Annotated in this window: 24 protein-coding genes; 12 read left to right on the top strand and 12 right to left on the bottom strand. The window is 58.8% G+C overall.

Translation table 11 applies throughout. The features are described from left to right. A complete protein-coding gene (locus DHN60_RS01765) occupies positions 1-2,526 on the top strand; it encodes a peptidoglycan -binding protein (protein ID WP_108835532.1) in 2,526 nt (841 codons plus the stop codon). 20 nt (positions 2,527-2,546) lie between these two features. On the opposite strand, the gene DHN60_RS01760 is transcribed toward DHN60_RS01765, so the two are convergent. The 3 genes from DHN60_RS01760 to gloB form a co-directional block, all read right to left on the bottom strand. Next, positions 2,547-3,485 carry a M23 family metallopeptidase gene (locus tag DHN60_RS01760; RefSeq protein ID WP_234423483.1) on the bottom strand — a complete coding sequence of 313 codons (939 nt, stop codon included), beginning with the start codon at positions 3,483-3,485 and terminating at the stop codon, positions 2,547-2,549. 29 nt (positions 3,486-3,514) lie between these two features. Further along, positions 3,515-5,836 (bottom strand): ATP-dependent Clp protease ATP-binding subunit ClpA, encoded by a 2,322-nt coding sequence (clpA, locus tag DHN60_RS01755; protein ID WP_108835897.1) that lies wholly within the window; start codon positions 5,834-5,836, stop codon positions 3,515-3,517. A 195-nt stretch (positions 5,837-6,031) separates the two neighbouring features. Further along, the gene (gloB, locus tag DHN60_RS01750; protein ID WP_108835531.1) at positions 6,032-6,799 is read right to left on the bottom strand and encodes a hydroxyacylglutathione hydrolase; all 768 of its coding nucleotides are present in this window, start codon (positions 6,797-6,799) and stop codon (positions 6,032-6,034) included. A gap of 70 nt (positions 6,800-6,869) precedes the next feature. On the opposite strand from gloB, the gene DHN60_RS01745 reads away from it, so the two are divergent. The 7 genes from DHN60_RS01745 to DHN60_RS01715 all read left to right on the top strand — a co-directional run bounded on the left by DHN60_RS01745 (position 6,870) and on the right by DHN60_RS01715 (position 13,477). Continuing rightward, positions 6,870-7,613 (top strand): hypothetical protein, encoded by a 744-nt coding sequence (locus DHN60_RS01745; protein ID WP_108835530.1) that lies wholly within the window; start codon positions 6,870-6,872, stop codon positions 7,611-7,613. Between the two features lie 417 nt (positions 7,614-8,030). Further along, positions 8,031-8,591 carry a F0F1 ATP synthase subunit delta gene (locus DHN60_RS01740; protein WP_108835896.1) on the top strand — a complete coding sequence of 187 codons (561 nt, stop codon included), beginning with the start codon at positions 8,031-8,033 and terminating at the stop codon, positions 8,589-8,591. Continuing rightward, positions 8,592-10,133 carry a F0F1 ATP synthase subunit alpha gene (gene atpA / locus DHN60_RS01735; protein WP_108835529.1) on the top strand — a complete coding sequence of 514 codons (1,542 nt, stop codon included), beginning with the start codon at positions 8,592-8,594 and terminating at the stop codon, positions 10,131-10,133. Positions 10,134-10,148: 15 nt separating this feature from the next. Then, positions 10,149-11,021 carry a F0F1 ATP synthase subunit gamma gene (locus tag DHN60_RS01730; protein ID WP_108835528.1) on the top strand — a complete coding sequence of 291 codons (873 nt, stop codon included), beginning with the start codon at positions 10,149-10,151 and terminating at the stop codon, positions 11,019-11,021. 19 nt (positions 11,022-11,040) lie between these two features. Continuing rightward, the gene (atpD, locus tag DHN60_RS01725; RefSeq protein WP_108835527.1) at positions 11,041-12,465 is read left to right on the top strand and encodes a F0F1 ATP synthase subunit beta; all 1,425 of its coding nucleotides are present in this window, start codon (positions 11,041-11,043) and stop codon (positions 12,463-12,465) included. A 90-nt stretch (positions 12,466-12,555) separates the two neighbouring features. After that, a complete protein-coding gene (locus tag DHN60_RS01720) occupies positions 12,556-12,981 on the top strand; it encodes a F0F1 ATP synthase subunit epsilon (RefSeq protein WP_108835526.1) in 426 nt (141 codons plus the stop codon). Between the two features lie 145 nt (positions 12,982-13,126). Beyond that, the gene (locus DHN60_RS01715; protein WP_108835525.1) at positions 13,127-13,477 is read left to right on the top strand and encodes an H-type lectin domain-containing protein; all 351 of its coding nucleotides are present in this window, start codon (positions 13,127-13,129) and stop codon (positions 13,475-13,477) included. 53 nt (positions 13,478-13,530) lie between these two features. Here the strand turns inward: DHN60_RS01715 and DHN60_RS01710 are convergent, their stop codons facing one another. From DHN60_RS01710 to DHN60_RS01700, 3 genes are read right to left on the bottom strand one after another with little or no spacing between them, the layout of a single operon-like run. Continuing rightward, complete coding sequence (locus DHN60_RS01710) at positions 13,531-14,259, bottom strand: amino acid ABC transporter ATP-binding protein (RefSeq protein WP_108835524.1); 729 nt, start codon at positions 14,257-14,259, stop codon at positions 13,531-13,533. Then, positions 14,246-15,058: an amino acid ABC transporter permease gene (locus DHN60_RS01705; RefSeq protein WP_108835523.1), complete on the bottom strand. Its 813-nt coding sequence runs from the start codon at positions 15,056-15,058 to the stop codon at positions 14,246-14,248. The genes DHN60_RS01710 and DHN60_RS01705 overlap by 14 nt, the downstream gene beginning before the upstream one ends. Beyond that, positions 15,055-15,870 carry an ABC transporter substrate-binding protein gene (locus DHN60_RS01700; protein ID WP_108835895.1) on the bottom strand — a complete coding sequence of 272 codons (816 nt, stop codon included), beginning with the start codon at positions 15,868-15,870 and terminating at the stop codon, positions 15,055-15,057. The genes DHN60_RS01705 and DHN60_RS01700 overlap by 4 nt, the downstream gene beginning before the upstream one ends. Before the next feature lie 363 nt (positions 15,871-16,233). On the opposite strand from DHN60_RS01700, the gene DHN60_RS01695 reads away from it, so the two are divergent. Beyond that, positions 16,234-16,659: an ester cyclase gene (locus tag DHN60_RS01695; protein ID WP_108835522.1), complete on the top strand. Its 426-nt coding sequence runs from the start codon at positions 16,234-16,236 to the stop codon at positions 16,657-16,659. Between the two features lie 59 nt (positions 16,660-16,718). On the opposite strand, the gene DHN60_RS01690 is transcribed toward DHN60_RS01695, so the two are convergent. Both DHN60_RS01690 and DHN60_RS01685 read right to left on the bottom strand, forming a co-directional pair. Then, positions 16,719-17,783, bottom strand: coding sequence for a Hint domain-containing protein (locus DHN60_RS01690; protein ID WP_108835521.1), 1,065 nt, complete (start codon positions 17,781-17,783; stop codon positions 16,719-16,721). Positions 17,784-18,066: 283 nt separating this feature from the next. Further along, a complete protein-coding gene (locus DHN60_RS01685) occupies positions 18,067-20,097 on the bottom strand; it encodes a bifunctional sulfate adenylyltransferase/adenylylsulfate kinase (RefSeq protein WP_199913625.1) in 2,031 nt (676 codons plus the stop codon). Positions 20,098-20,357: 260 nt separating this feature from the next. Here DHN60_RS01685 and DHN60_RS01680 point away from each other — a divergent pair, with 260 nt between their 5' ends. Together DHN60_RS01680 and DHN60_RS01675 are read left to right on the top strand one after the other, a co-directional pair. Then, positions 20,358-20,672, top strand: coding sequence for a pyridoxamine 5'-phosphate oxidase family protein (locus DHN60_RS01680; RefSeq protein ID WP_108835519.1), 315 nt, complete (start codon positions 20,358-20,360; stop codon positions 20,670-20,672). Continuing rightward, positions 20,672-20,989: a hypothetical protein gene (locus tag DHN60_RS01675; protein WP_108835518.1), complete on the top strand. Its 318-nt coding sequence runs from the start codon at positions 20,672-20,674 to the stop codon at positions 20,987-20,989. The genes DHN60_RS01680 and DHN60_RS01675 overlap by 1 nt, the downstream gene beginning before the upstream one ends. Positions 20,990-21,062: 73 nt before the next feature. Here the strand turns inward: DHN60_RS01675 and DHN60_RS01670 are convergent, their stop codons facing one another. Both DHN60_RS01670 and trxB read right to left on the bottom strand, forming a co-directional pair. Further along, positions 21,063-22,757 carry an adenylate/guanylate cyclase domain-containing protein gene (locus DHN60_RS01670; RefSeq protein WP_108835517.1) on the bottom strand — a complete coding sequence of 565 codons (1,695 nt, stop codon included), beginning with the start codon at positions 22,755-22,757 and terminating at the stop codon, positions 21,063-21,065. A gap of 101 nt (positions 22,758-22,858) precedes the next feature. Next, positions 22,859-23,839: a thioredoxin-disulfide reductase gene (gene trxB / locus DHN60_RS01665; RefSeq protein WP_108835516.1), complete on the bottom strand. Its 981-nt coding sequence runs from the start codon at positions 23,837-23,839 to the stop codon at positions 22,859-22,861. 199 nt (positions 23,840-24,038) lie between these two features. Between trxB and DHN60_RS01660 the strand changes: the two genes are divergently transcribed. Continuing rightward, the gene (locus DHN60_RS01660; RefSeq protein ID WP_108835515.1) at positions 24,039-24,539 is read left to right on the top strand and encodes an Lrp/AsnC family transcriptional regulator; all 501 of its coding nucleotides are present in this window, start codon (positions 24,039-24,041) and stop codon (positions 24,537-24,539) included. Here DHN60_RS01660 and DHN60_RS01655 read toward each other — a convergent pair. Then, complete coding sequence (locus DHN60_RS01655; RefSeq protein ID WP_234423482.1) at positions 24,536-25,255, bottom strand: Hint domain-containing protein; 720 nt, start codon at positions 25,253-25,255, stop codon at positions 24,536-24,538. The genes DHN60_RS01660 and DHN60_RS01655 overlap by 4 nt on opposite strands. 231 nt (positions 25,256-25,486) lie before the next feature. Further along, a complete protein-coding gene (locus tag DHN60_RS22445) occupies positions 25,487-25,627 on the bottom strand; it encodes a hypothetical protein (RefSeq protein WP_199913612.1) in 141 nt (46 codons plus the stop codon). Between the last annotated feature and the right edge of the window lie 40 nt (positions 25,628-25,667).

The following is a 25,667-nucleotide window of genomic DNA, read 5'->3' as shown; positions in this document are numbered from 1 at the left end:
ATGGCGTTATCGCGACGCACCGGGCAACGGTTTCAGGCCTCGATCTGGCCGGGCTTTGTCGATGCGATGACGGGCCTTTTGCTGGTGTTGATGTTCGTTTTGACCATCTTCATGGTGGTGCAGTTCGTCCTGCGCGAAACGATCACCGGGCAGGAAACTGAACTTGACCAATTGGCTGGTGAAGTCGCGACCCTTGCGCAAGCATTGGGACTGGAAGAGCAGCGTGCCGACCAACTGGATGCGCGGGTCACATCGCTGAACGCAACGCTGAGTGATGCGCAGGCAGAGGTTCTACAGCAAACGGCTTTGATTGCATCGTTGAGTGCAGAGCGGGATGCCCAAGCCGAGGCGCTGACCGCCGCGCAAACCCGAATAACGAGTTTTGAGGCACAGGTTGCCGCTCTGATTTCCGAGCGCGACGGTGCGTTGGAACGGATCACTGGGCTTGAGAGTGAACAGACGCGCCTGTTGTCCGAGCAAGAGGCACTAAATCTGGCCCTTGCGCAGTCACGGACCGAAATTGATGCGCAGGTTGAAGCTGCGCGCTTGGCTGCAGCGCGCACAGATGCCTTGCAGGCGCTGATCGCGGATTTGCGGAGCCGGAATGCGGACAGTGCTGCCGAGGCTGCGGCCTTGCAGGCCGATCTGGATAACGCCCAAGACGCACTAAGTGCGGAAGAGGTCGCCCGACTGGCCGAGGCTGCGGCGGCAGAGGCGCTGCGCGCGCGGCTGGCTGATGCGGATGCAGAGTTGACGGCGATGACGCTTGCGCTGGAGGCGCAACGGCAGGAGGCCGAAGATACATTGACTCTGCTCGCCGCTGCACGCGCCGCCGAAGCCAATCTGGATGCGCAACTGGCGGCAGCGCTTTTGGCAGTTGAGACGACGTCGAGCAGTGCTGCGGCAATGCAGTCGGAGTTGGAGCAATTGGAGACGAATCTTGCCGCGGCGCTGGCTGCGTTGAGTGCGGCAGAGGCCCGGTCTTTGAGTGCGACAACCGAACGCGCTAGCCTTGAAGCGCAATTGGCAGCAGCTTTGCTGGACGCGGAAGGCGGTGCGGCAGCGGCGGCCGATCTCGAATCGCAGTTGTCGCGGGCCTTAAGCCAGTTGGACGAGCGCACTGCCTTTGCGGCGTCACTCGAACTGCGCCTGCAAGCGGCTGAGGCGGCTTTGGATGACGGCACGACGACCAGCGCTGAGTTGCTAACTGACTTGGGCGCGGCCCAAACAGCGCTGGCGCAAAGCCAGGCAGATGTGACTGAATTGCGGGCGCAACTGGACACCGCGCAGGCGGCCCGAGCTGCGTCAGTAGAAGATGTGACACGACTTGAGGCCCGCCTTACGACGCTTGAGGCCCGCATCGCCGCCTCTGATCTGGAGATGAGCGACATAAGGGATCGTCTTGCCGCGGCATTGGCGGCACGCACGGCAGCCGAAGGGGCGTTGGCCGGCCAAAATGCTGATTTGAACGATTTGCGTACCCAACTGGCCTCTGCCATCGCCGCGCGCGATGCGGCCCTCGCTGATGTCGATGCAGCGGGGAGCAACAATTCAGAGGTGCGCGCGCAACTGGCCGCAGCATTGGCGGCCAAGCTGGCGGCAGAAACCGAAATGGAGAGCCTTGGTGCTGACACGGCGGAGGTACGGGCCGCGTTGGTTGCAGCGCTAGCAGAAAAAGCGGCCGCTGAGGCGGCGCTGACCGACAGCAACAAAGCGGCAGACGAACGCGCGGCCCTTTTGACCGCTGCGCGCGAAGCATTGACTGCTGAGGAAGCTGCGACGCTGGAAGCGCAGCGGCAAACGGAACTGCTGAACCAGCAGGTTGCAGCATTGCGCAACCAGTTGGGCCAGTTGCAGGCCCTTCTGGATGACGCCGTGGCCCGGGATGCGGCGCGCGATGTTCAGTTGCAGTCTTTGGGCTCTGAGTTGAACACGGCGCTGGCCCGCGTGGCTGCTGAAGAGCGTCGGCGGCGCGAATTGGAAGAGGCCGAACGCGCGCGTCTCGAGGCGGAGCGTGCAGCCCTTGAGGCAGAAGCGCAGGCGCTTGAGGCAGAGGCGCAGGATTTGGAGCGCTATCGCTCGGAATTCTTTGGCAGGGTCCGCGATATTCTGGGTACGCAGGATGGGGTACAGATTGTCGGGGACCGATTTGTGTTTTCTTCCGAAGTTTTGTTCCCCCCGGGCGGCGCTGATCTGTCTGAATTGGGCGAGGCCGAGATCACAAAAATTGCGAGCATCCTCAGCAATATTGCTGGTGAAATTCCTGCCGGCATTGATTGGGTGCTGCAAGTCGATGGGCATACCGACAACATCCCGTTGTCGGGCACCGGTGAATTTGCCGACAACTGGGAGCTGAGCCAGGCGCGGGCCCTGTCTGTGGTCCGCTATATGGTAGAATTTTTGGGGCTTCCGCCGGACCGATTGTCGGCCAACGGCTTTGGTCAGTACCAGCCAATCAACCTTGCGGACACGCCCGAAGCGCGCGCGCAAAACCGTCGGATTGAGATGAAGTTTACCGAAAAATAGGGGCGTCTCACAGGTGTGGCCTACCGAATGCGCACAACGCTCTGTTTCGTGCTGATCACCTGTTCGTTTCGGATCAGGCGGGCAGTGCCGGTATAGGATCCGCTGTCCCAGTCGACGCGGTGGCGTTTGCCGACAGCGCGAAACAGCTGGGCCTGATCCTTTTCGAGGATCACGGTTTCGTCCATGACTATCCCTTTGGGTCCGTCGATGCGCAATGCGATGATATCCGCTTCCTGACCTCCGAAAATGTGAGCAAAGACGACGAGGGCAGGTGCATCGGGGCCGAGGATGTCCGCACTGGCGGTGCCTGCTATTACGTTACCAAAATCTGGCACTGCATCTGCAAAGCCGACAGTTAGGATGCCACCAGGGCGGTAAGGGGGCGGCTCTTGCCACAGGGTTTCCGTGCTTGGGGTGCCGCAGGTGATTTGGCCATCCGGATCAAACGGATCCACGACTTTGCCATCCTTGCGTAAAGTCATGTGAACATGTGGGAACTGGGTGCGCCCTGACAATCCGACCTGTCCCAGCACCGTTGTCAGACGCACGCGGTCACCCGATCGCACGGTGATCGAGCCTTGCTTGAGGTGGCAGTATTGCGTGCTCCATCCGCCGCCGTGGTCGATCGCAACACCGTTGCCACAGTCCTGTCCGTCGATTTCTGCGGCGAGCTCAGGCGTGTAAATCTGGTCCGACATCCCGTCCCGCGTACCGCGCACTATGCCGGGGGCGGCAGGCTTTACGTCAATGCCGCGATCCATTTGCGCGATAGAGCGCAGCGCGAAGTCGGTGCCAGAGTGGGTGTTGTAGGTCAGCGACCCGCAGCGGAAATCCATCGCTGCGTCCGATGAGTCGTGATCCACATATTGCTGGATGTAGCAGTCGGCTTGCAGATCGCAGGCGATGGGGGGAGTGAGGAGGATGTCCCTTGCCGCAAGCGGGTTTGCGACAAGGATCATGTAAAGGGACGCAAGCGCGCCCGTGCGCATCAGTCTGCGGTCAGCAGTGGTGGCTTGTTTCCGGACAGGCGCGGTTTGTCCGGGCCTTCCAGTTTCAGGTCCAGCTCGCCGCCTTTGACGCCAACCTTGACCACACCACCTTTCATCAGCTTGCCGAACAAGAGTTCTTCGGCGAGCGGTTTCTTGATGTACTCTTGGATCACGCGACCCAAGGGGCGGGCCCCCATTTTGTCGTCGTAACCCTTGTTGGCGAGCCATTCAGCGGCAGGCTTAGTCAACTCAATGGTCACGTTGCGGTCCATCAGCTGCGCTTCAAGCTGAAGCACGAACTTTTCGACCACTTGCAGGATCACCGATTTCGGCAGTGGCGCAAAACTGATCACCGCGTCCAGACGGTTGCGGAATTCAGGTGTGAACGTCCGCTCGATTGCCGCCGTGTCCTCGCCCTCGCGCCGGTCACGGTTGAACCCGATGGCGGCTTTGGACATTTCCGAAGCGCCAGCGTTCGACGTCATAATCAGGATCACGTTGCGGAAGTCGACTGTGCGGCCGTTATGATCCGTCAGTTTGCCGTGGTCCATCACCTGCAGCAGGATGTTGTAGACATCCGGGTGCGCCTTTTCCATCTCGTCGAGCAGAAGCACACAGTGCGGGTGCTGATCCACACCGTCCGTCAGCATGCCGCCTTGGTCAAAGCCGACATAGCCGGGAGGGGCACCAATCAGGCGTGAGACTGCGTGTTTCTCCATGTACTCCGACATATCGAACCGCAGCATTTCCACGCCGAGCGTATCCGCCAATTGCTTGGCCACTTCGGTTTTACCCACGCCGGTAGGACCTGCGAACAGGTAGTTCCCGATGGGCTTTTCAGGTTCGCGCAGACCTGCCCGCGCCAGTTTGATGGCCGAAGACAGCGCCACGATGGCGTCGTCCTGCCCGAACACGACACGTTTAAGGGACGCTTCAAGGTCTTTCAGCGTTTCGGCGTCGTCCTTGGACACGTTCTTGGGCGGAATGCGTGCGATTTTGGCCACGACATTCTCGATCTCTTTGGTGCCGATCGTCTTGCGCCGTTTCGCGGCGACAACCAGATGCTGGGCTGCACCGGCTTCATCGATCACATCAATGGCCGAGTCGGGCAGCTTGCGGTCGTTGATATAGCGGCTCGCCAATTCTACGGACGTTTTGATCGCGTCCGAGGTGTATTTGACGCCGTGGTGATCCTCGAAATAGGGCTTGAGGCCTTTGAGGATCTTCGTGGCATCTTCGACCGAAGGCTCGTTCACGTCGATCTTCTGGAAACGACGGGACAGCGCGCGGTCTTTTTCGAAGTGCTGGCGGAACTCTTTGTAGGTGGTTGAGCCCATGGTGCGCAGTTTGCCGCCCTGCAGGGCAGGTTTCAGCAGGTTGGAGGCATCCATTGCACCGCCAGACGTTGCACCCGCGCCGATCACGGTGTGGATTTCGTCGATGAACAGCACCGCGTCGTCGTGTTCCTCAAGCTCGGTCACGACAGCCTTTAGCCGTTCTTCGAAATCGCCGCGATATCGGGTACCTGCGAGAAGCGCACCCATATCAAGGCTGTAGATTGTGGTGCCTGAGAGCACTTCGGGTGTTTCACCGGCAACGATCTTGCGCGCAAGGCCCTCGGCGATGGCTGTTTTGCCCACGCCGGGATCGCCCACCAAAAGTGGGTTGTTCTTGCGACGGCGGCACAGCACTTGAATGCAACGCTCCACCTCGGAATCGCGCCCGATCAGCGGATCGATATCGCCCTCGCGGGATTTTTCGTTGAGGTCCACGCAGTATTTGGCCAGCGCGGATTCTTTTTTCTCGCCCTCGGTCACACCTTGCGGTTCTTCCTCGGCCTCTGGTGCGCCCGACACGGGTCGCGCCTCTCCAAAGGCGGGGTCTTTGGCCACACCGTGCGCGATGTAGTTCACCGCGTCATAGCGCGTCATGTCCTGTTCCTGCAGGAAGTAGGCGGCATTTGACTCGCGTTCGGCAAAAATGGCGACCAGTACGTTCGCACCCGTCACCTCGGTGCGCCCGGAGGATTGGACGTGGATGGCGGCACGTTGAATAACACGTTGGAAGGCTGCGGTTGGCACCGCCTCGGATCCGTCGATATCCGTGACCAGATTGGACAGGTCATCATCGACAAATTCGACCAGCGTTCCGCGCAGCTCATCAATGTCGACAGAGCATGCCTGCATTACGCGGCGTGCGTCCGGTTCATCGACGAGCGACAGAAGAAGATGTTCGAGCGTTGCAAATTCGTGCCGGCGTTCGTTGGCCAGCGCAAGCGCCTGATGGATGGCTTTTTCGAGTGATGTCGAGAATGAAGGCACAGCGGTGCTCCTATCGATCGGGGTTGGCCCGGGGTCACAAGGGATATCGAGACCCCATACCAACCATGGCCTCATGTGTTTAAGTTTGGTTGAACAGCGCGCGTCTTCAAGGCTTTTCTTTGCCTTGACGCTCACAAATCGCGTGATCGTCGCGTGTTTGTTAACAAAGTGGGCGTGCTGTTAGCGCAATCGCACTCAGAAATTGTCTTTTCGGGTGCGAATTTCTGTAAACACGTCGGCGGCGTTGGCACCTGTCATCCCCATTTGGGATTGGACGGCAGGGTCGTTGGCGCGCAGGAAAGGGTTTGTTGCCAGCTCTTCGGACAGAAGTGAGGGCACCGTGGCTATGCCGTTTGCGCGTTTTTCGGTCACATCACGGACCCGCGATATAAGTGCTGGATTGTCGGGATCAATGGTCAGCGCAAATTTTGCGTTGGCGGCAGTGTATTCGTGGCCTGAATAAACAACCGTGTCACCCGGAAGGGCGGCCAGCTTTTGCAATGATGCGTGCATTTGCGGCTTGGTCCCTTCGAACACCCGCCCGCAGCCCAATGCCATCAGGCTGTCGGCCGTAAACAGAGCTGCCGAATCGGGAAAGTGAAAGGCGATATGGTTGATCGTGTGGCCTGACACATCAATGACCGTGCCAATTTCGTTGCCAATGCGGACGGTGTCCCCTTCGTTAACCTCCACATCGAGAGTGGGCAAACGGTGCGCGTCCGCTGCGGACCCGATCACCCGTGCCGGATGGGCGGCAAGCAGGTCGGCTAACCCGTCCACATGATCATAATGGTGATGCGTAATCAGAATATCCGACAGGGTCCAACCTGTTTCGGCGAGCACCGCGATGATCGGTCCTGCCTCCGGAATATCTATTGCCGCCGTGGCCCCGGTGTCCGGGTCATGGGCGAGATAGGCGTAATTATCCGACAGGCAAGGGATCGTGCGAATTTCGAGAGGCATGGCATTTGCGCTTTCTTGGAGTAGGTATAGTGCAAAGGTGGCCCGTGAGCCACCCAAGGGCAAGAGACCGATGCATCTGGACGTACAAGATCTGCGCAACTTTTATTACCGCAGTGCCCTAGGGCGGGCGGCACAGTCGTCTATGCGGCGCCGCGTGTTTGAATTCTGGCCAGAGGCCAAGGGGCAAACCGTAGCGGGCTTTGGCTTTGCTGTACCGCTACTGCGCCCGTTCCTCGCCGACGCGCGCCGGGTGATTGCGCTGATGCCCGGGCCTCAGGGTGTGATGCCATGGCCGCCGGATGGAACGAACGTCTCTGTCCTGACCGAAGAAACTCTGTGGCCGATCGAGACCGGGCATGTGGACAAGCTGATCATCCTGCATGGCCTAGAGACATCCGAACGCGCCTTTGATCTTTTGGAAGAGGCATGGCGGGTGTTGGGGCCGGGGGGCAAGGCGCTGTTTATTGTGCCCAACCGTGCCGGGCTCTGGTCGCGTCGCGATCGCACGCCGTTTGGATTTGGCCGTCCCTATTCTGCCAGTCAGCTTGAGACGCAGTTGCGCAAGCATCAATTCCTGCCCGAACGGCATATGGGCGCGCTTTATCAGTTCCCATCGACTAAACGAGTATGGATGAAGTCGGGTGCGATGTTTGAAAAGGTGGGGCGCACAATGCCAGGCATGATTGCAGGGGGCGCATTTATGGTCGAGGCGTCCAAGCTGGTCTATCCGCCTAAGGGCAAGGTGAAACCTGTGCAGGCCAAACGGCAGAAAATACCGCAAGGGGTGCCTGCGCCAATCGCCGGAGGCGTGTGACCGACCGGTTGCAGACACACCGTCTTGGGCGCCTTTGACGGAAGAAAAGGCCGTCGGATATGGGTGGGGGGACCTTTTCGGAGTCTTTCCTGCATTATCCGAATGCACGGCCTTGCCGAGAGCCTCGATTTTCAGCACTTTGTCGGCCGCGCCCAACGGAATCGCATGCAAAAGCGTGACTTTTGCGACAGATTTCTAACATTCCCATCGGGCCAAACGGTCGCACTTTGATTAACCTGCTGAAAACACTTGATAACCCAAGAAATGGGTGTTCACGAACATATGTTGCGGGGTCTCGCACCCTCTGCTACATCCCCCCTGATTTCATCGCTTGGGGGTTTCTTCGGGCGAACCAACACCCTCGGTTTTCCGCCAAGCATGGCGCAAATTCGGGGCCAAGACATCGAAAGGGTGGACGTGTCCGAACCAGCTTCGATCTCCACAGGCATCGCTGCACGCTATGCCACAGCTGTCTATGAACTTGCCAAAGAGGCAGGTGACGTCAAGAGCCTTGAAGGCGACATCGAAATCCTGACCGCGGCCATGGCCGAGAGTTCAGATTTCAATGCGCTGATCAATTCACCTCTCTACAGCCGCGATGAACAGCGCGCCGCCGTAACAGCCATTGCCGCTAAGGCGGGACTGACATCGGTGATGAGCAACACGCTGGCTCTGATGGCGGACAAACGCCGTCTGTTCGTAGTGCCACACCTCGTGCAAGCGCTGCGTCTGGCCATTGCCGAAGACAAGGGTGAAGTGACGGCGGACGTCACATCCGCCAAGGCGCTGACCAAGGCGCAAAGCGCAAGCCTTGCCAAGACGCTCAAGGCCCGTATGGGCAAGGACGTCACTATTAATGCTTCCGTCGATGAAAGCCTCATCGGCGGTTTGATCGTAAAAGTGGGCTCGAAGATGATCGACACGTCGATCCGCTCCAAGCTCTCTTCCCTCCAGAATGCAATGAAAGAGGTCGGATAAATGGGTATCCAAGCAGCAGAGATTTCTGCAATCCTTAAAGGCCAGATCAAGAACTTTGGTCAGGAAGCAGAAGTGGCCGAAGTGGGCCGCGTTTTGTCCGTGGGCGACGGTATCGCCCGCGTCTACGGCCTCGACAATGTCCAAGCCGGTGAGATGGTTGAATTCCCCGGTGGCATTCAGGGCATGGCTCTGAACCTCGAGACCGACAACGTCGGTGTGGTGATCTTCGGTTCCGACCGGGACATCAAAGAAGGTGACACTGTTAAGCGCACCAACTCGATCGTGGACGTGCCTGTCGGTGACGAACTGCTGGGCCGCGTTGTTGACGGTCTGGGCAATCCGCTGGACGGCAAGGGCCCGATCAAATCCAAGGCGCGTTCGGTTGCGGACGTGAAAGCCCCAGGCATCATCCCGCGTAAATCGGTGCACGAGCCGATGGCGACGGGCCTCAAGGCCGTTGACGCGATGATCCCGATTGGCCGTGGCCAGCGTGAGCTGATCATTGGTGACCGTCAGACCGGTAAAACTGCCGTGGCTCTGGACGCGATCCTGAACCAGAAATCCTACAACGACGCCGCAGGCGACGATGAGTCCAAGAAGCTGTACTGCGTCTATGTCGCGGTTGGTCAAAAGCGTTCGACCGTTGCGCAGCTGGTGAAGAAGCTCGAAGAATCTGGTGCGATTGAGTATTCGATCGTTGTGGCCGCGACCGCGTCCGACCCGGCGCCGATGCAGTTCCTTGCACCCTATGCCGCGACCTCTATGGCGGAGCACTTCCGCGACAATGGCCGCCACGCGCTGATCATCTATGATGACTTGTCCAAGCAGGCCGTGTCTTATCGTCAGATGTCCCTGCTTCTGCGTCGCCCACCAGGCCGTGAAGCTTATCCTGGTGACGTTTTCTATCTCCACTCCCGTTTGCTGGAGCGTTCGGCCAAGCTGAACGAAGACAATGGCGCAGGCTCGCTGACGGCTCTGCCGATCATCGAAACCCAAGGCGGCGACGTGTCGGCCTTTATTCCGACAAACGTGATTTCGATCACGGACGGTCAGATCTTCCTTGAAACCGAACTTTTCTATCAGGGCATCCGCCCAGCTGTGAACACCGGTCTGTCGGTTTCGCGGGTTGGTTCGTCTGCTCAGACAGACGCGATGTCGTCTGTTGCGGGTCCGGTGAAACTGTCGCTGGCTCAGTATCGCGAAATGGCTGCCTTCGCGCAGTTTGGTTCTGACCTTGATGCCGCCACTCAGCAGCTGCTGAACCGTGGTGCGCGTCTGACCGAGTTGATGAAGCAGGCGCAATATGCACCGCTGACCAACGCCGAGATTGTTTGCGTCATCTTCGCAGGCACCAACGGCTATCTCGACAAACTGCCCGTCGGTGACGTGGGCAAGTTCGAGACCGGTTTGCTTGCCTTCCTGCGCAGCCAGAAGGCGGACTTCCTCAAGTGGATTTCGGACGAAGATCCAAAATTCAAAGGCGGCGAGAACGTCGACAAGATGAAGGCGGTTCTTGACGAGTTCGCTTCGACCTTCGCTTAATTTGGAGGTCGGGCAATGCCAAATCTCAAGGACCTGAAAAACAGGATCGAGAGCGTTAAATCAACGCGCAAGATCACCAAGGCCATGCAGATGGTGGCCGCCGCGAAACTGCGGCGGGCACAGGAAGCAGCCGAGGCGTCACGCCCCTATGCTGAACGGTTTACGGCCGTGATGGCGGGGCTTGCGTCTGCAGCGGCAGGATCGGACAGCGCGCCGAAACTGCTGAGCGGCACGGGGTCAGATCAGACGCACCTGCTGGTGGTTATGACGTCCGAGCGCGGTCTGTGCGGTGGGTTCAACACGAACATCGCCAAGCTGGCGCGCACCAAGGCGCAGGAGCTGCAAGCTGCTGGAAAGACCGTCAAAATCTTGACTGTCGGCAAAAAAGGCCGGGACCAGTTGAAACGTGACTTTGGCGATGCGTTCGTTGGTCACGTGGATATGTCCGAGGTCAAGCGCATGTCTTATGCGGACGCCCAAGGTGTCGCCAAGGACGTACTGGGTCGCTTTGATGCGTTGGAATTCGACGTGGCAACGATCTTTTTCAGCCGCTTCCAGAACGTTGTGACGCAAATCCCGACGGCGCAGCAGATCATCCCCTTTGCGATCCCTGAGGATTACGAAGCGGGCGAAACGCTTTATGACTACGAACCGGATGAAGAGGCGATTTTGGCCGACCTTCTGCCCCGGGCCGTGGCCACTGCGATCTTCTCAGCTCTGCTGGAGAACGGCGCATCTGAACAGGGCGCGCGCATGTCCGCGATGGACAACGCAACGCGCAATGCGGGCGATATGATTGATCAGTTGACCATTCAGTACAACCGCTCGCGTCAGGCCGTCATCACGAACGAGCTGATCGAAATTATTTCCGGCGCGGAAGCGCTATAAGAAAAACCGGAGACGAAACATGGCAAACGCTAAAGGCAAAATCACACAGGTCATCGGGGCCGTCTGCGACGTGCAGTTCGGTGATCACCTGCCGGAAATTCTGAACGCGCTGACCACCGACAACAACGGCAACAAGCTGGTGTTGGAAGTTGCACAGCACCTGGGCGAAAACACCGTGCGCTGCATCGCGATGGACAGCTCCGAAGGCCTCGTGCGCGGACAGGAAGTTGTGGACACAGGCGGCCCGATCATGGTGCCCGTGGGCCCCAAAACACTTGGCCGTATCCTCAACGTCGTCGGTGAGCCGGTCGATGAAGGTGGCCCGGTGGGCGCCGAAGAATTCCGCCCCATTCACGCAGACGCACCGGCCTTTGCCGAGCAGTCGACAGAATCCGAAATTCTGGTGACAGGCATCAAGGTGGTTGACCTGCTCGCACCTTACTCCAAAGGCGGTAAAATCGGCCTCTTCGGCGGTGCCGGCGTGGGCAAGACCGTTCTGATCATGGAACTGATCAACAACATCGCCAAAGTGCACTCGGGCTATTCCGTGTTCGCGGGCGTGGGTGAGCGGACGCGTGAAGGCAACGACCTTTATCACGAGATGATCGAATCCAACGTGATCAAGCCCGACAACCTTGAAGAAAGCCAGGTTGCTCTGGTCTACGGCCAGATGAACGAACCTCCCGGAGCGCGTGCGCGTGTTGCTCTGACCGGTCTGACACTGGCCGAACAGTTCCGCGATGCCTCCGGCACAGACGTTCTGTTCTTCGTCGACAACATCTTCCGCTTTACGCAAGCGGGCTCCGAAGTTTCGGCTCTGCTCGGCCGTATTCCTTCGGCGGTGGGTTACCAGCCAACACTGGCGACTGACATGGGTCAGATGCAGGAACGGATTACATCGACCAAGTCCGGTTCGATCACATCGATCCAAGCGGTCTACGTGCCTGCGGATGACTTGACCGACCCAGCACCTGCGACAACATTCGCCCACTTGGACGCGACAACCGTTCTGTCCCGTGCGATTTCCGAACTGGGTATCTACCCGGCTGTGGACCCGCTCGACAGCTCCTCGCGCCTGATGGACCCGCAGATTGTGGGTGAAGAGCACTACAAGGTGGCGTCCGACGTTCAGCAGATACTTCAGCGCTACAAATCGCTGCAAGACATCATCGCGATCCTCGGCATGGACGAACTGTCCGAAGAGGACAAGCTGACCGTGGCCCGCGCCCGTAAAATCCAGCGCTTCCTGTCCCAGCCATTTGACGTGGCGAAGGTCTTCACCGGCTCTGACGGTGTTCAGGTTCCGCTGGAAGACACGATTGCCTCGTTCAAGGCGGTTGTGGCCGGCGAATACGATCACTTGCCCGAAGGCGCCTTCTACATGGTTGGCGGCATCGAGGAAGTGATTGCCAAGGCTCAGAAAATGGCTGCTGACGCAGCCTAATGTGCGGGGCGGGGGATATCCCCGCCTTACATCTCCGATCAACCTCCGGGCGCACGGGTCTGACCCAAGCGTTCAAATGAGGAGAAGACTATGCAATTTGATCTTGTGTCGCCCGAACGCGAACTGGCGTCCATGGATGCAGCTTCGGTTCAAATCCCCGGCGCGGACGGTGATATGACGGTCATGGCGGATCACGCCCCGACCATCACGACCCTGCGCCCCGGTGTTCTACGGGTTGAGGTGGGTGGCAACACGCATGAGTATGTTGTCACCGGTGGCTTTGCCGAGATTGGGACGCAAGGCGTTTCGGTTCTTGCTGAACGGGCCGTGGCAAAGACTGACATGACCCAAGACGACATGGACGCGATGTTCGACGAGGTGCAGGACGCCTACAACCGCGCCAAGCAAGCGGCGGACGGTAATTCCGGCCCGGTTGATGATGCAGCCAAATTGATGGCGGACATTGTTGCCGTGGGTTCTGAAATCGGTTTGAGCACCAAATCGCCGAGCCTGTAAGCCGTTTTATCGCGACAGTTGAAAAAGGGGCCCTGACCTTTGTCAGGGCCCTTTTTTATGCGCAGTCCCAATATTGCCGTTTTGTTTTGTTAGGTGCATCAAAGTAGCCAAGTTGATGACCTGACGATTTTGAGACGACGACCTTATGAAGCGACTAGAGAACCATCTGATCGGCATCGACCAAGGCGATGTCATTCTGTTTTCGGATTTTGAAAACGATGGTGAGATGTGGACGGGGCGTGGGCCACGTGAGCGGCGTCGCCGCATTGAATTCTCTGAAAAGTACCAAACGGCACCATCTGTCCAGGTCTCTATTTCTATGTGGGATGTGGACACCAAAACACCGCTGCGCGCGGATGTGTCCGCCGACGCGGTTTCGGCAGAAGGTTTTGATCTGGTTTTTCGTACTTGGGGGGACACTCGCGTTGCCCGGGTGCGCGTGGCGTGGACGTCCATCGGCTCGCTGGCCGAGACGGATGACTGGAATCTTTACTGACAGGTTTTTCCCAAGTCAGACTGGCTCCACGGGGCGCAGATAAAGTGGCGACATCAGCGCAGGACTGACGCGAGAAACTGTTTGGTGCGTTCCCTTTGAGGGGTGGAAAAGATCAGATCCGGAGCGCCTTCTTCCGCGATCACACCCTTGTCCATAAAGCAGATACGATCGGCCAGTTCGCGGGCAAATCCCATTTCGTGCGTGGCCAGAACCATTGTCATCCCGTCATCGCGCAGGGATCGCAGCACATCCAGTACCTCATCCACCAACTCAGGGTCGAGTGCAGACGTGATTTCATCAAAAAGCATCGTCTGCGGCCGCATGGCAAGCGCCCGGATCACCGCCACCCGTTGCTGTTGCCCGCCCGACAGTTGATCGGGATACTTGCCCATATGCGCTGCCAGACCAAAGCGTTCGAACAGCGCCTCAATCCGTGTCCTTGCGTCCTCGGCCAGAACGCGGCGCGGTGCGAGTGCGACGTTGTCGTAGGCCGTCATATGAGGAAAGAGGTTGAAGGACTGAAAGACGATCCCGATCTTTTGGCGGATCGGGGCGAGATCAAAGCCGGGTTCGGCGATGTCGACCCCGTCAAGGCGCACCTCTCCATCATCCACTGGCTCCAACCCGTTCATGCACCGCAACAATGTGGATTTGCCTGACCCGGACGCACCAATCAGGCACACCATTTCGCCCGGGTTTACCGCCAGATCGATCCCGTGAAGCACCTCGACGTCGCCAAAGCTCTTCTTCACGCCTCTGAGCGCGAGCCTAGGTTCTGGCATTGCGGTCCCTGTTCATCAGATAGTCGGCGTAGCGCGTGGCGGGCACGGTAACGCACAGAAAGATCACTGCCGCGGCGACATAGGGCGTGAAATTGGCCAGTAGGCTTTTGAAGATACCGGCTTGCCGCAGGATTTCGACAGGTCCAATAAAAGACAGCAGGGCGACGTCCTTTTGCAGGGCCACGAGCATGTTCATGTTGGCCGGGACCACCCGTCGGATGGCTTGGGGCAACACTACATAACGCATGGTGTCCCGTTCGCTGAGCCCCAGACAGACAGCGGCGTTGCGCTGGCTTTCGTGAATGCTTTCGATGCCTGAACGCAGGACTTCGGCGACATAGGCCGAATACGTCAGGACCAACGCCACCGTGCCCCAGATATAGGGCGAATTCCAAGGGCGCGGCAGTCCAAGCCCCGGAATTCCAAAGCCCACCAGATACACCAGCAGGACCACCGGAATGCCGCGAAACAAATCAACATAGATGGCCCCGAAAATGCGCAGGGGAAACAGCACAGGCGCCCGCGCGCCGCGCGCCAAAGCGATTGCCAGACCGAGGGCTGCGATCAGGGGCACAGACCATGCAAAGATGGCTATATTGATAAGGAAGGCACTCAGCAGATCGGGGAATGTGCGGGCAAAGATCTCGGCGTTGAAAAAGGACGCCTGTACGCCCTCCCACCCCGGTGCCAGCGGCACGAGGACAATCAACAGGATAAGCACGACAGCCGTGCTGCCCCCGGCAAGCAGGTTGGCCCGGCGGCGCTGCCGGGCCTCATAGGCGGCGCGGCGTGTGGTCACTTGATCAGAGGTACTCCGACAGCGGCTTGCAGCCACTCGGCCTCGATGGCAGCCAGTTCGCCGCTTGCCGTCAGTGCGGCGAGGGCTTCGTCGACGCACTCTTTCAGAGCGGACCCTTCTGGCATCAGCGCCCCGAACTGATCGGGGCTTTCGGCCGCCGACGCATCGAACTGGCCCAGAACCACGCCATTGTCCATCAGGACAGCTGCGGTGAAGAGGGCGGTGGGCAGATCAAACAGTGCAGCGTCAATCTGGCCCGCCTGCATGGCGGCCGTGATGTTGGCGTTGTCGTCATAAACGAGCGGCGATTGGGTGGGTTGGATCGTTTCCGTTACCACGGGCAGGGCGGTCGTGGATGCAACGACGCCCCACTTCATGGCCTTAAGGCTTTCCATGGTCGGCTTTGCCCCCGCATCGACGGCCTCGACTGTCGTCATTACGGCCTGAGGGGCGGTGTAGTAGGGAGCTGAGAAATCAACGACGCGATCACGGTCTGCGGTGATCGAAAACTGCTGCATGTTGAGATCGAAATTCTTGGCGCCGGGTTGGATCGCCTCGTCAAAAGAGGTGCGCACCCATGTGACGGCGTTGTCGGCAAAACCCATTTCGGCTGCAATGGCATAGGCGACGGCGGCTTCGAAACCTTGTTTGGCTTCGGGGGCGTCGTCGATGACCCACGGATAGTAGGCGGGGTTGCCCGTTGCGATTGTCAGGGTCCCTTCGGTCAGGGTTTTTCCCGCCGAGCAATGGCCCGCGGCAAAGGCGCCGGAGGCGGTGAGGGTCAGAAGGGTGGCGGTGAGAAAGGTCTTCATGGCAACAGTCCCCGTTTTGAATTCCATCGGATCATCGGAAATGAGAGCAGGGGAGTCTAGGGGTATTTGCTGGGCTTGGGCCTCTGGAGTGTCCCACGCTGGGACACGACGAGGGACACGTGAAATCAATGGCTTACAGAGGTGGATTAACCTATTGTTCATGTTTCCCGCATAGAAACGCGACGCAGGATGCAGGGTTTTCTTCCATCAGGGCGTTACAGTGCAGGTTGGGAATCAAGAGCAGTCCCCAGCACAGGACAGATTAGGGCAAGGGCTGTGCGGCGCTGGCAGACTCCGCTCATCTGTCTGTGCTAAAGGTCGGCGAAGACCAGATCTTTGACCCACTCCAAAGGACGACATCCGATGCATCCCACTGAAAAGACAGTCCGCCAGTTTCACGAATCCTGGGACATGCGCGACCCGGATCGGGGTGCAGAGGTCATCGCGGATGATTGTGATTTCCAAGATATTGCGCGCGGCGAAAAACTCACCGGGAAAGAGGCATACAAAGAAGACTACTATCGTTGGCGCGAGGCGTTTCCGGATGGGCTGTGCAAGGTTGAGAACGTCATCGTGAGCCAGTGTGGAGAGTGGGCGACGGTCGAGTTTCGCAACACCGGAACGCACAAGGGCACACTGCGCTCTAGCCTTGGGGATTTCCCGGCTACGGGCAAACGGGCCGAGGTGCGGTACTGTTCGGTGATGCGGGTCAAGGATGGGATGGTGGTTGAAGGGCGCGATTACTACGACAGCGTCACCATTGCCCGACAGTTGGGCTTGGTGGATTAGGGCGCTCGCCCGAGGATACAAGCGCAACGGTAAGGATCAACGCACCTTGCCTGCGCCTCTTAAAGGGCGGTGACCAGACGTGTTTGGTTCTTTAGGTGTCTTTCGACCAGCTTTGTTTGTCGCCGGTTGGTCGGTATATAAAGTTTCGAAGACGCGTCTTCGAGCGGCAACTTGATGCCGGGAAATATCCGCCTGATTTCATTGAGAATTTTTGTGGGCAGGGTGTTCATCGCTTCGGCCCCAAGAAACAGGCTTTCGGTTGGTGCGCCGTCTGCAAAGATGATCTCGTGCGCATCAAACAACAGATGGAAGTATTCGATAGAGGACACAGAGGTGTCGACAAAAATGCCCTTTTGCGAAGTCAGTTTGTTGGCCGCAACCAGCACGTCGGCACTGCCGAACATGCGTTTGGCGATGGGAGATGACACCACCATTCTGTGCTGGCGCGACACCAACAGGTCCTCTGACGGGAGGCCCGGCCCCAAGGCGCCCGCGCATATGCGCACCGGATAGAGCCGTGGATTCTGGTTCAGTTCATCCTTGCTGATGGCACGTTTAAAGATTTTTCTCAGCGGTTTGTGGACCCCGTCAAACGTGTAGACATGCGCCCCTGACTTGAGGTCTTCAACCTTGACTAAGCCATGACTGGTTTGAATTTTAGCCCCTGTTGTCAGGCAGGGCACGCTGCCGGGGTTTGGGTTTGTCTGGGTGAAGTAGGACGTCCCGCCATCGTCTGTTTCCAGGGATGAGCCTGCTCCGGCGATGCCAATCTCATCAGAGGTTGTCCCGCTTGCGGGACCTTCCGTTGCGGTCACGCCGCCAACGGTATCATTGAAGGACACAAAGGAATAAACGGTGCCGTTTTCGCTCAACGCCACCGCGTTCGACAGGGCCACGCCGTTAAAGTTCGTGGCATCCCCGTTTTCGATCAGGTAAACATCTTTGCCGTTCACGGTGGTTGGGGTCAGCACCGAAAGGTTGCTTGAACTTCTGATCGAGCCGTTTGAATTGTAGATGGTCAGAACCAAATCTGACACGTCATAGCCCACATCAACCGCAACTTCGATGAAGTCGAGGTTGGCACCGCCCAGATATTTGATCTCTGACAGAAACGGATCGGCCATGGGTCTGAGACTTCCTTTTCGAGCCGGGTTTAGCCGTGAAACATGGCATCTTTGCGATTTGGTCAGAGGCGTGATTGCCGCTTTTATTCGCCTGTCGATATAGCAGTTTTGACCCAATGAACCAACGCGGGCGCAATGGGTGGCCCGCTTGGGTGGTGCATTTATGCCAACCGCTTGCGCGCCTTAGAAGGGGACGAGGCGTGCCCGTGTTGGGTACATCAAAAAACGCGCCCCGGAACAGGGCGCGTTTTGATTGGTTTGATGGTGTGTGAAAAAGGGGGGATTATCCCGCAATCAGCCCCATGCTTTCCAGTTTCAGCAGGACCTGATGGGCGCAGTTGTCCACATCTACATTCTCAGTTTCGACGCTCAGTTCTGGGTTGGCAGGAACGTCGTAGGGGTCTGAGATTCCTGTGAATTCCTTGATCTTTCCTTCGCGCGCCAGTTTATAAAGCCCCTTGCGGTCACGGCGTTCGCATTCCTCGATTGAGGTGGCGACGTGGATTTCGACAAAGGCCCCAAATGCTTCGACATCCTCGCGCACAGCCCGCCGGGTGGTCGCATAAGGCGCGATGGGTGCACAGATCGCGATGCCGCCGTTCTTGGTGATCTCGCTGGCCACATACCCGATGCGGCGGATGTTGAGATCGCGGTGCTCTTTGGAGAACCCAAGTTCGGAGGACAAGTTTTTGCGCACGATATCTCCGTCAAGCAGCGTCACGGGGCGACCGCCCATTTCCATCAGTTTGACCATCAGGGCGTTGGCGATTGTCGATTTACCCGACCCGGAAAACCCGGTGAAGAAGACGGTAAAGCCCTGCTGTGCCCGTGGTGGTTTGGTTTTGCGCAGTTCAGCCACGACTTCGGGGAAGGAGAACCATTCGGGGATTTCCAGCCCTTCGGACAGGCGGCGGCGCAATTCGGTGCCCGAGATGTTGAGGATGGTGATGTCATCCTTGTCCTTGATCTCGTCAATGGCCTCGTATTGGGCGCGTTCCTGCACCCAGACCATGTGTTTGAAGTCGACCATTTCGATGCCCATTTCGGCCTGATGTTCGCGGAACAGGTCCTGTGCGTCGTAAGGCCCATAGAAATCTTCGCCTGCCGAGTTCTGGCCGGGGCCAGCGTGGTCACGACCGACGATGAAGTGGGTGCAGCCGTGGTTTTTCCGGATCAGGCCGTGCCATACCGCCTCGCGCGGGCCAGCCATGCGCATCGCCAGATTGAGCAGGGACATGGATGTGGTGGCTTGGGGGTATTTGTCCAGCACCGCCTCGTAGCAGCGCACGCGGGTGAAGTGATCGACGTCACCGGGTTTGGTCAGCCCGACGACCGGGTGGATCAGCAGGTTGGCTTGGGCCTCGCGTGCGGCGCGGAAGGTCAGTTCCTGGTGCGCGCGGTGCAGCGGGTTGCGGGTTTGGAAGGCGACAACCTTGCGCCAGCCCATTTTGCGGAAATAGGCGCGCAATTCATTGGGTGTGTTGCGCTTGGCCCGGAAGTCGTAGTGCACCGGTTGCTGGATGCCTGTGACGGGCCCGCCGAGGTAGATGTCGCCTGCGGTGTTGTGCAGGTAGTTGACGGCCGGGTGCGCGCTGTCGTCGGCGCCGAACACCTGTTCGGCTTCGTGTGCTTTGTTGGGTGTCCAGCGGTCTGTCACGGTCATGGTGGCGAGGATCACGCCCTCTTGGTCGCGCAGGGCGATGTCCTGACCAATTTCCAGCTGGCCTGCGAATTTATCGTTTACGTCCAGTGTGATGGGCATTGGCCACAGTGCGCCGTCTGTGGTGCGCATCGTGTCCACGACAGAGTTGTAATCGGCCTCGGACAGGAACCCTTTGAGCGGGTTGAACCCGCCGTTCATCAGCAATTCCAGATCGCAGATCTGGCGCGGTGTGAGGTCCCAGCTGACCAGATCGCCTGCGTCGGCTTTCAGTTTCTGGGCGCTGTCGTAGGACACGAACAGCTCGGGGATCGGGGCGAGGTTGTTTTCCATCAATTTGGTCCTGTAGTTCAAGGGATTAAAGCCGGAGGTGGTGCCCGTCAGTTCGGCGTAGAGCGCGTCGTATTCGGCGAACTTTCGGGTCAGGAATTGGTCGGTCAGGCGGTTCTTTTCGCCTGCTCCGCGGGTTGTGAGCGCATAAGAAAAACGTTGGCGTTTGTCGGTGCTGTCTTTGTTGCCGATTTTGACCAGACCGGCGGTGGTGGCATCGCGCAGCAGGGCGTTGAGACGGCCCAGCGATATGCCTATGGTCTGCGCCATGGCCCGTTGGGACGCATCGGGTGCTACGTCGAGCTGACGTAGCAGACGGAACATCTGGTCGTCGCGTGCGTCGCTGGATTTGGATGCAGTACTGGGCACCGGGTCACTCGTGTTTGTTCACGCGTGAACATATGCCATGAAAAATATGTTCAGAAAAGAACAAACTTTGAATTTGCCGCCGGTTTTTGGATCTGTGGTTAATCGGGCACGCTTGCGCCTGCCTTTTGGGCGGGCTGTTCTGCCATATCAATTTTGAATGGCACGTGATCAGTGCTAGCGTTCTGCTCTGTCGATCGCCGAAACGGGGTAGCCGCATGTACGAAATCCAAAAGCCGGTCACGACTGCCGAGCAGCTTGAAGATATCCTCGACACCCCGACGATGCATCCCAGTCAGGTCAACAAGATCATTGACCACATTGATCACAATTGCCGGGCGTGGATCGAAAGAACCACCTTTGTCGCCATTGCCAGCAGCGATGCAAGCGGTCGGATGGATGTTTCGCCCAAAGGGGACCCGGCCGGGTTCATCAAGGTTCTGGACCCCACAACTCTCGCCATCCCCGACCGCATCGGCAACAAGCGCGGGGATACATTTCACAACATCTGCAAAACCCGGCCATCGGCCTGATGCTGGTGGTTCCGATGCGCAAGGAAGTCGTGCGCATCAATGGTGTGGGCGAAATTGCGCGGGATGATGACATTCTGGACATGACAACCGTCAATGGTCACCGCCCGAACCTTGCGCTGATCGTGCGCGTTCAAGAGGCATTCTTTCACTGCGGCAAGTCGATGATCCGGTCCCGGATGTGGCAGCCAGAGCATTGGGGGTCGATCGAGGGCCTGCCGACCTATGCCGAGGCCCTGAAGGACATGGGCAAGATGGACAGCCCACTAGAGGACATCGAAGCGCGCATGGCCTATAACGAGACGGGGCGGCTGTACTGACAGAAACCGCCGAAACTGTCAGGTATAGCGGTTTTGTGACGGCACTGGCCTGTCCAGCACAGGTGTCGCAGCACTATGCGAGGGCGTTTTCGCCGACTTTCCCCAGCGTGTCTTGCAATTGGTTGGCTTGATCTATCGCCAGCGCGGGCAGGGGATGTTCAAGGCCGCGCAAGGAGAGCTGGACCATGTTGCTTGTCGCCACGGCGTGTCCGGCGGCTTGAAGGGTCTCTTCGGAAATCAGGGCCTGAACAGCCAGCCCCTTGGTTTCGCTTTCGAGGCGTGAGGCGGTGTTCACCGTGTCCCCGATCAACGTCCGGGGCGCTTGGCCCGCTGCCCCAATCTCGCCCAGCACGACATTGCCCAAATGCACACCGATGCCAATCGCTACGGGCGCGCCGCCTTCGCTTTTGAGTGTTTCGTTGAAAGCCTCTAGCGCGTGTCCGATGCCTTCGACAGCTTGGATCGCGGCACGTGCAGAGGCACTGGGCGTGTCCGTCTCAAACACCGCCATCAGCCCATCGCCCATGTACTTGTCCACGGTCCCGCCAGCCTTGTTGATCGGTGGCACGATCTGGTCGAAAAAGCGGTTCAGCAGGAACACAACGTCATAGGGCAACTGCCCGTCGGTGCGGGCGGTGAACCCGCGCATATCAAGGAACAGGACGGCCAGTTGCGCCTCTTTCCCTTGGCTTGCGTGGGCGCGGCTGCGTTTGCCGTCAGGCGCAAAGACGCGAAAGACGCTGATCGGGGCGCTGGGCCGCATCTGGCAGGCAAGCCGCGCGTTGGGGGGCGCGCCGACGGCGGCCAGCGTGCGGGCCTCTGCCTCGGAGGGTAGGGGCAGGTCGTCCATCCCGTCTTCGACGATGACGCGGCAGGTGGTACAGCGTCCACGTCCGCCACACAGTGCCGTATGGGCCACGCCGTTGCTCCGCGAGGTTTCCAGCAGGGTTTGGCCGCGCGGTGCGCGCACTTGCGGGCCATCAATGTATTGAACACGGATCGGTTTGCGCAATGCCGCCATCGTGCGACGTACGGCAAAGACAAACAGGGCAAGGGCCAGCACTGCCCACACTGCCAGAGTGGATTGCTGATCGATTTGGGCCAGCAGCTGAAACCCTTCCCTGTCAGGGAAGTTCCATGCCTGCCGGGCAAGGTCTGCGGCCCGTGGATCTTGCATCAATCCGCGCATCACACGCGCCGAGATGACAAACCCAACAAGCGCGAGTGTCGGGATCAGGACGCTGACGCCGACAATCCAAGGAAATGATGCCCGCCACCAACGCGTCACCCTTAACCACATGTGCATCCCGATCATGCCGTGCACCCATGTGACAATAACCAAGAGCGCCTGCATCCAACCATCCCACGTGGTCCAGATCAGAGTGTTGATATAGCCAAGCGTGGTGTTCACGCCCAATACTTCGTGTGCCGCACGGGTGTATATCACGTGGCTGACAAGGATCAGGGGTATGATCAACCCGAGCGATATTTGCAGCGCGTCGCGCAGCGGCATTCGAAGAGAACGCGCCAAGGCCACCTTGCCCAGTGACAGCGCCATATGGGCAAGCAGCGCCAGTCCGATCACGGTTGTGCCGATATCAGAACGGATGACCCAAAACCGCACCTTTTGCACCATGTCATAGGCATCTGGTGAGATCAGGACCGAGGCGAGATTTATCAGGTGGGCCGCGACATAGGCCATCAAGATCAACCCGGACACGATCCGAATGCGGGTCGCCCAACTGCCGCGCCACAGCTCTGAATTCATCTTGTTCTCTCGATCCTGTCTGGTCCGTGCACAGTGGCGCGCGTGCCCGCCCCGGTCAACGGGAGGCGCGCGCCATTGAGGTAACAGTCCAAGGGCAGGATTTATTCAGCGACGGCGGTGTAATCCATCGCTGCGTCCTCGACACCGTTTTCGGCGATGAACCGTTCCGCCTCGAGAGCGGCCATACAGCCCATGCCCGCAGACGTGACGGCCTGCCGGTATTTGTGGTCTGTGAGGTCGCCCGCAGCAAACACGCCCGGAATGGAAGTTTCTGTGCTGTCGGGTTTGGTGACCACGTAGCCGCCCATGTGGGTGTCCAGCACATCCTTGACCAGTTCGTTGGCAGGCGCGTGGCCGATGGCCACAAAGACGCCCTTGGCTGGGATGTCTGTGATTTCACCTGTTTGCGTGTGTTTGACCTTGATCCCTTCGACGCCAAGGGGCGCGTCCGTCCCATAGACCTCTTCGAGCTGATGGAACCAGAGCGGTTCGATCTTGGGGTTTTTCATCAGCCGGTCAATCAGGATCTTTTCTGCGCGCAACTCATCCCGGCGGTGGATCAGCGTAACCTTGGAGGCGAAATTGGTGAGGAACAGCGCCTCTTCCACGGCCGTGTTGCCGCCGCCGATCACGGCGATTTCCTGACCGCGATAGAAGAAGCCGTCGCAGGTGGCGCAGGCGGAGACGCCAAAGCCTTTGAATTTTTCCTCAGACGGCAGGCCAAGCCATTTGGCACGCGCGCCCGTGGCAAGGATGATTGCGTCGGCCACATAAACGGTGCCGCTGTCGGATTGCGCAACAAACGGCCGCTTGGAGAAGTCCACGGAACTGATGATGTCACCGATGATTTCGCAGCCCATCGCCTTGGCGTGGCTTTCCATACGCACCATCAGGTCAGGACCTTGTACTTCGGTGTCGCCGGGCCAGTTTTCGACCTCGGTCGTGGTGGTCAATTGCCCGCCCGGTTCGATCCCCTGCACGAGGATCGGGTCCAGCATAGCACGCGACGCGTAGACGCCCGCCGTATATCCGGCAGGGCCGGAGCCGATGATCAGAACCTTGGTGCGTTTTGTGTCGGGCATTTGGCAGCTCTCCTGAGGCAGGGATTGTTGGGATGATATAGACCCGAGTGCTATGGGTTTGAACCCCGATTTTGGCAGGCAGATGTGCGCGCTGTGCATGGCGCCTGCGCCGCATTCTTTTCAGATGTTGCGCAGGTGTGAAATATTATTGCGCGTTTTGCCCGGCCTGCTATAATATCGCTTAAAATAGGGGGTAGTCATGGCAACCACACGTCTCGACGAGATTGATCGCAAGATTCTGGCCGAATTGCAGGCAGATGGTCGCATGACCAATGTGGAACTGGCCAAACGGGTTGGTATTTCGGCCCCGCCCTGCCTGCGTCGTGTGCGCACTCTGGAAGAGTCTGGATACATCCGCGGCTATCACGGCGATGTGGATGCCCATGTGCTGGGGTTTGAAGTGCAGGTGTTTGCCAATGTGGGTCTGGCCAGTCAGGCCGAGTCTGACCTGAGCGCGTTCGAAGATCGCTGCCGCGCTTGGCCGCTGGTGCGCGAGTGTCACATGCTGAACGGCGAGGTTGATTTCATCCTGAAATGCGTGGCGCCGGACCTGTCTAGCTTTCAGAGCTTTCTGACGGGCGAATTGCTGACCACACCCAATGTTGAATCCGTCAAGACATCGCTGGTGATCCGGCAGGCCAAGGATGCCCCCGGCGTGCCGTTTGATGTGCTTGAGGCGCGATTGGCCAAGTCGGCCTAGGCGGCCTCTTCGGCTTCGGGCGCGCGCGGGTGTGCCAGAGGGCCGAAATCGGTGATGTGCGAAATTCGCGGGAACATCGACAGAAACTGATCGCGCTGGGCGTATGACATGTCGCGGGTGCCACCCATGCCGGGGTGAAACGTTTCGACCATCATGCCGCCCACATCCACCGCCGCGTGGCGCGTCAGGCATAGGTGATACAGGTGAACCGGTGTGGGCGGAGAGACTTCGATCACGTTCACGCCGTCAACAAAATCGCTGATTGGGGTCAGGGTCTGCGCCCCGCCCGTTGATCCGCGCAAATGCGGTGGCGTTTGCAGAACGCGTGCGCCCTTGCCCAGCGAAACAAAGGAAGATGGGCGGCTTTGCCCAAAGCTGTCCGCCATGATCCGCACCAACGGCATGCGCCGCCCTGCATGGGCAGGCACGAAGGTGGTGGATCCGATCCACGTCACCTCTGCCGGTTGACCCGCCGAAGTGTTGAGCCAGTCACCGGGCACAAGGTCTTCGATAGCAATAGCCCCATGAGGACCAGCCAAAGTCGTCCCGCGGGCAAAAGCAGAAAATGCGGTTTCAAACAGGGGGAGCATCGGCGCTTGAAAGCTGTGCACAAAGCGCGTGCCATCGGGGTTGAGCGCGGCCACATTATAGGACCTCGTCGGCATTACAGGGGTGGAGGGGGCGCGCCGTGTGCGCATAGGAGCGGGGATCGTCATGTGTAACCTCAGTCTTACTGGTCACATCTGTGTCGGCCCCCACCGACGACGACAGATGGGCACGTGCCATGTGTCTTAACAATGACTCATAATTCTGAAATTCGCTGCAAACTGTCAATAAATGCGGGACACAAACAGAGTAAGGCGCATCAATGATACGCCTTTGGCCGGGATTGTTGACGCCTTGCAGGGCAAGCGCGCCACATTTGATTCGAGAGGTGCCAGCGGCACCTAGGCTGATTTGCGCAACGCCGCAGGTGTGGTCCGCTTGGCGATGAAGGCTGCCCGCCGTGTCCCGCGCGCCCATGGCAATTGGGGGGTGTCTTCTTTGGCCGATTTGACCACGGATTTGATGAAACGTGCTTTTGCCATGTGTTCTGTCGCCTTCGCGTTTTTGTTCTGTTCGGGCGTT

The sequence above is a fragment of the Tateyamaria sp. Alg231-49 genome (genome assembly GCF_900143535.1).
Taxonomy (GTDB): domain Bacteria; phylum Pseudomonadota; class Alphaproteobacteria; order Rhodobacterales; family Rhodobacteraceae; genus Tateyamaria.
This window is presented reverse-complemented; position numbering and strand designations above follow the sequence as displayed.